Origin of the sequence: Pseudoalteromonas sp. BSi20439, assembly GCF_000241165.1 — a bacterium.
Lineage (GTDB): Bacteria > Pseudomonadota > Gammaproteobacteria > Enterobacterales > Alteromonadaceae > Pseudoalteromonas.
In genome coordinates this window covers 1-3,361 of record NZ_BADW01000057.1, presented here as the reverse complement: position 1 = coordinate 3,361, position 3,361 = coordinate 1, and the positions used below count along the sequence as shown (strand labels likewise).

The 3,361-nt window shown below is 34.3% G+C and carries 3 protein-coding genes and 1 pseudogene; 1 reads left to right on the top strand and 3 read right to left on the bottom strand.

What is annotated here, in order from left to right; translation table 11 throughout:
• Window positions 1-306, bottom strand: a pseudogene (locus tag P20439_RS05490) (peptidase M56 BlaR1); the annotation flags it as partial.
• Between the two features lie 11 nt (window positions 307-317).
• Window positions 318-698 (bottom strand): BlaI/MecI/CopY family transcriptional regulator, encoded by a 381-nt coding sequence (locus P20439_RS05485; RefSeq protein ID WP_008109979.1) that lies wholly within the window; start codon window positions 696-698, stop codon window positions 318-320.
• A 257-nt stretch (window positions 699-955) separates the two neighbouring features.
• Between P20439_RS05485 and P20439_RS05480 the strand changes: the two genes are divergently transcribed.
• On the top strand, window positions 956-1,402 hold the full coding sequence (locus P20439_RS05480) for a hypothetical protein (protein WP_008109976.1): 447 nt from the start codon (window positions 956-958) through the stop codon (window positions 1,400-1,402).
• A 122-nt stretch (window positions 1,403-1,524) separates the two neighbouring features.
• On the opposite strand, the gene P20439_RS05475 is transcribed toward P20439_RS05480, so the two are convergent.
• Window positions 1,525-3,003, bottom strand: coding sequence for an ABC transporter substrate-binding protein (locus tag P20439_RS05475; RefSeq protein WP_008465143.1), 1,479 nt, complete (start codon window positions 3,001-3,003; stop codon window positions 1,525-1,527).
• Window positions 3,004-3,361: the final 358 nt, after the last annotated feature.

Genomic DNA, 3,361 nt, shown 5'->3' with positions numbered 1-3,361 from the left:
AAAAATATGGTTTAATGATGGTAACCAACTCACTGGTGCAATAATGCTACTTTCTGATGTTATGACCTGCGCATCGGTAGGGGCTATTAACGTATTTAAAAAACTAAACTCAGCAACATTAACAGTATATTGCGATGTACTTTCAAATAATGGCAATTGAGAAAAGTATTGCCAAGGAACAAACCAGGCTATTAAAGCCAGCATTATTACGTAAAAATTTAATCTAGAAGGGGCACTTTTCATCCCTAATGATGCAAGCAAACAACACACACTAATAATTGTGCAAGTTACAAAATAATCCATCATAACCTTCTCCTTTAATCTTGCTTTTTATTTTTCAGTAGCGATTGTAGGTACTCAATATCCTCGTCATTCAGCTTTTCTTCTTTAATAAAATGGGCAATTAAGCTGCGAGAGTTACCTTTAAAAAAACGCTGCATAAAGCTAGGCATTGCTTGTGCTGAAAATGCGTTTTGAGTGATCACTGATTTAAATACAATCGCTCTCCCCTCGTTCCCACAGCGTACTATCGCCTCTTTTTGCTCTAACCTATCAACGATTGTTTTTACTGTAGTGTAAGCTACTTGCTTATCTTTTTTTGTATCAGCAAGTAGGGCTTTATGTAACTGGCTAGCAGTACAAGGCTCGTGCTGCCAAAGCAACTGCATTATGTCTAATTCAAATTCACTAAGTTTCATTTTAACCTTTATTACTACAATTGTAGTTTTAAACTATTACAAATGTAGTAATAAGCACTCAGTGTGTCAATATAAAAATTATATAATTTAAAATAAAAAATAAATTTAGAGGTTGGTAAATACATAAGCGATAAGAGGCATAATTATCGAAGTGAGCATATATAATGAGATGTCATTTTTTGTATTTCTTGCTTTAGCCCTTTAGCATCGCAGCCGATAGCTAAATTAGTAACGTATAACATTATGGATAATACGCAATGCTACAGCTAAATAAACAATCAGCGTTTGAGGTTAAAATTACAGCCGATAAAGCTAATATGGCGCAACAAACAAAAGAGCCTACAAAAAATCAGGACAACGCTGATTATCAGTTATCAGACAAAGAGCGCAATAAACTCTCCTCAAAAGGTGCTGTTCTAAACGTTGAAAAAGCCACAAATTCAGAGATGCCAGATTATATTGCAAAAATGATAGAGCAACTTAAAGAGCTCAAACAGCGACTTGAAGAACAAAAAGAGCAACTCACTCAATTACAAGCTCAATCGGACCAAGAAGACGAGGTGCTAAAGGCACAAATTGAAGCACAAGCTAATATCGTTTCAACAATACAGTCGCAAATAGTTACGTTGGTGCAAACAATTAGCCAAGCAATGAAAGACGCTGGTGTTACTGATGCTGGCGCACTTGTCAGTGCCATGGTGTAATTTTTACATCAAGTATTTAGCTTTATATAACCGATTTTATTAAAGCACTTTTTACCCGCAACTTAATTTTTGTAAGAATTAAGCATACGCTAACTGGCAAAAAGACACGTTAACGAACGCTTTCAATATGCATCTAACAATGCTTGCTTATAGATTTTATTAAACTGTGCCAAAGGTAAATCAGCTGCATATTGATATATAAGCGATTTGTATTCATCACTTTGAATTAACGTTGAAACCGAGTGATTAAAATCAAGCATGAAGCGAATATTGTCTTCACTTCGTTGACACATTAAATGCCCAACAGTAAACGGTGTTTTTAATTTCAAGTCAAAGGAGTGAATGTCAGCATGTGTGATCTCATGCCAATACGTCGCAATATCACTTGGGTATTCAATAGAAGCGTCAAACTCTTTTAACCTAGCTAATTGCTCTAACCTAGAAAAAGTATTAATGGCTGCGCCTTTAATTTTAGATTCGTCAACATCGTCAATACGCGACATAATATCCTCAGGAAATACTCTAAGCTTTGACAAACCCAATGTTAAGCCACTGCGGGCTATAAGCTCGTTTAACATGTTTGTATTATTAAATTGACTCAAGTCTTTAGGAGAATATAACCGAGGCGCAAGATACAAAGAAAATGGCTTCGATATTAAATAACGCTGTGCTCGTTCTGGAGTGTTAATTTTATTGGCATAGCAATGATTGCTACCATACTGTACCTCGTTATCAGTATCTGGCGCTTTTACAAACTCAATTCTATAGTCACTCATTGCAGCCAAAATAAGCGTGTAAAGCTTTGCATCTAGTGACTTTGCGTTGTTTGCTGAATTGAACCTAAGTAAAGATTCATCATTAGTGCTCAGTACAACTTTTATTTTATTTGCGTCAAAATTTTCAAATCGAGTATTTTTATAATCTGATTTATATAATTGCTTTAACCGTCCTGAGGATTTTAATTTTGGCATTGCTTGGTCAAATTTTTTCGCCAATGCTTTACCTTTTTTACTATTTGAAAAAGCCAAATAAATAGGCCTTGCCGGCACCACTTCCACATAACTTAATTTTGATTTGTATTCTTGTGGGATGTTGTAGTCAAAATCAACGAAAGCGTCGATGCGTTTATTTAGTAGCAAATCCATGGCTTTATCAATAGCCGATATCGGGTAATAATCGTGTTTATACTCAATATATTTATCAAAGTTATAGCCATCAAACCAGCTTAATACTTTATTGTTTAAATCAGATAACTTATTAAAGTTATGAGTAGAATTTAAAAAATAGGCATTAATTGGATAATCATAATCTAAGTACCAATGAGGATAATAGGCTAAAGGAACATCTTCTTTAGCAACACCAATTACGAAGTCATACTGTTTTTGTTCAAATAAATTGGTAATTCGTTTGTAAGTACTAAAATCAAACTCGAGCTGTTCATCTGCATAAACTTCTTTGAGTAGCTCAATATAAACGCCTGTTTCATCCGGATTGGTGTAATCAACCCAATGAGTTACGCCAACTTTTACACTCGCAAAAGCCGAGTTTATACAAACATAAGAAAAAACAAAAAACAGTAGTAGGTATTTAGCCAAGCGCATTCTCCCAATCACTTAGTTTAATATATGCACCACCAGTCTACTTTGCAAACTTAGGTGTTAGTTTGAGACTTTGTAAGAGCTTTACGTTAAGGTACTTTATGGCTGAAATGAGTTAAGGCCATAATTGCAATTATGGGTTACACGCGATATTCGTTTATAGCACTTTTTTCAAAATTCGACTTAGAGTGAAGCGGACAGTCAGCAAGTTTAATTTATCTAGCAAAGATTCGCCTCTTGCGAACCCTATTAATAAACTATTCATTTTAATTGATAAAGAAAATTTTTAGTAAAAGGATATTTATGAAAAAGGATAACAAGCCTTTAACGGCATATATAATTAGTTTAATTATTCTTTTTG

What these genes read in the sequence shown, in the direction of transcription:
- P20439_RS05485 (WP_008109979.1), bottom strand. Translation starts at nt 698, where the DNA reads ATGAAACTTAGTGAATTTGAATTAGACATAATGCAGTTGCTTTGGCAG.
- P20439_RS05480 (WP_008109976.1), top strand. Translation starts at nt 956, where the DNA reads ATGCTACAGCTAAATAAACAATCAGCGTTTGAGGTTAAAATTACAGCC.
- P20439_RS05475 (WP_008465143.1), bottom strand. Translation starts at nt 3,003, where the DNA reads ATGCGCTTGGCTAAATACCTACTACTGTTTTTTGTTTTTTCTTATGTT.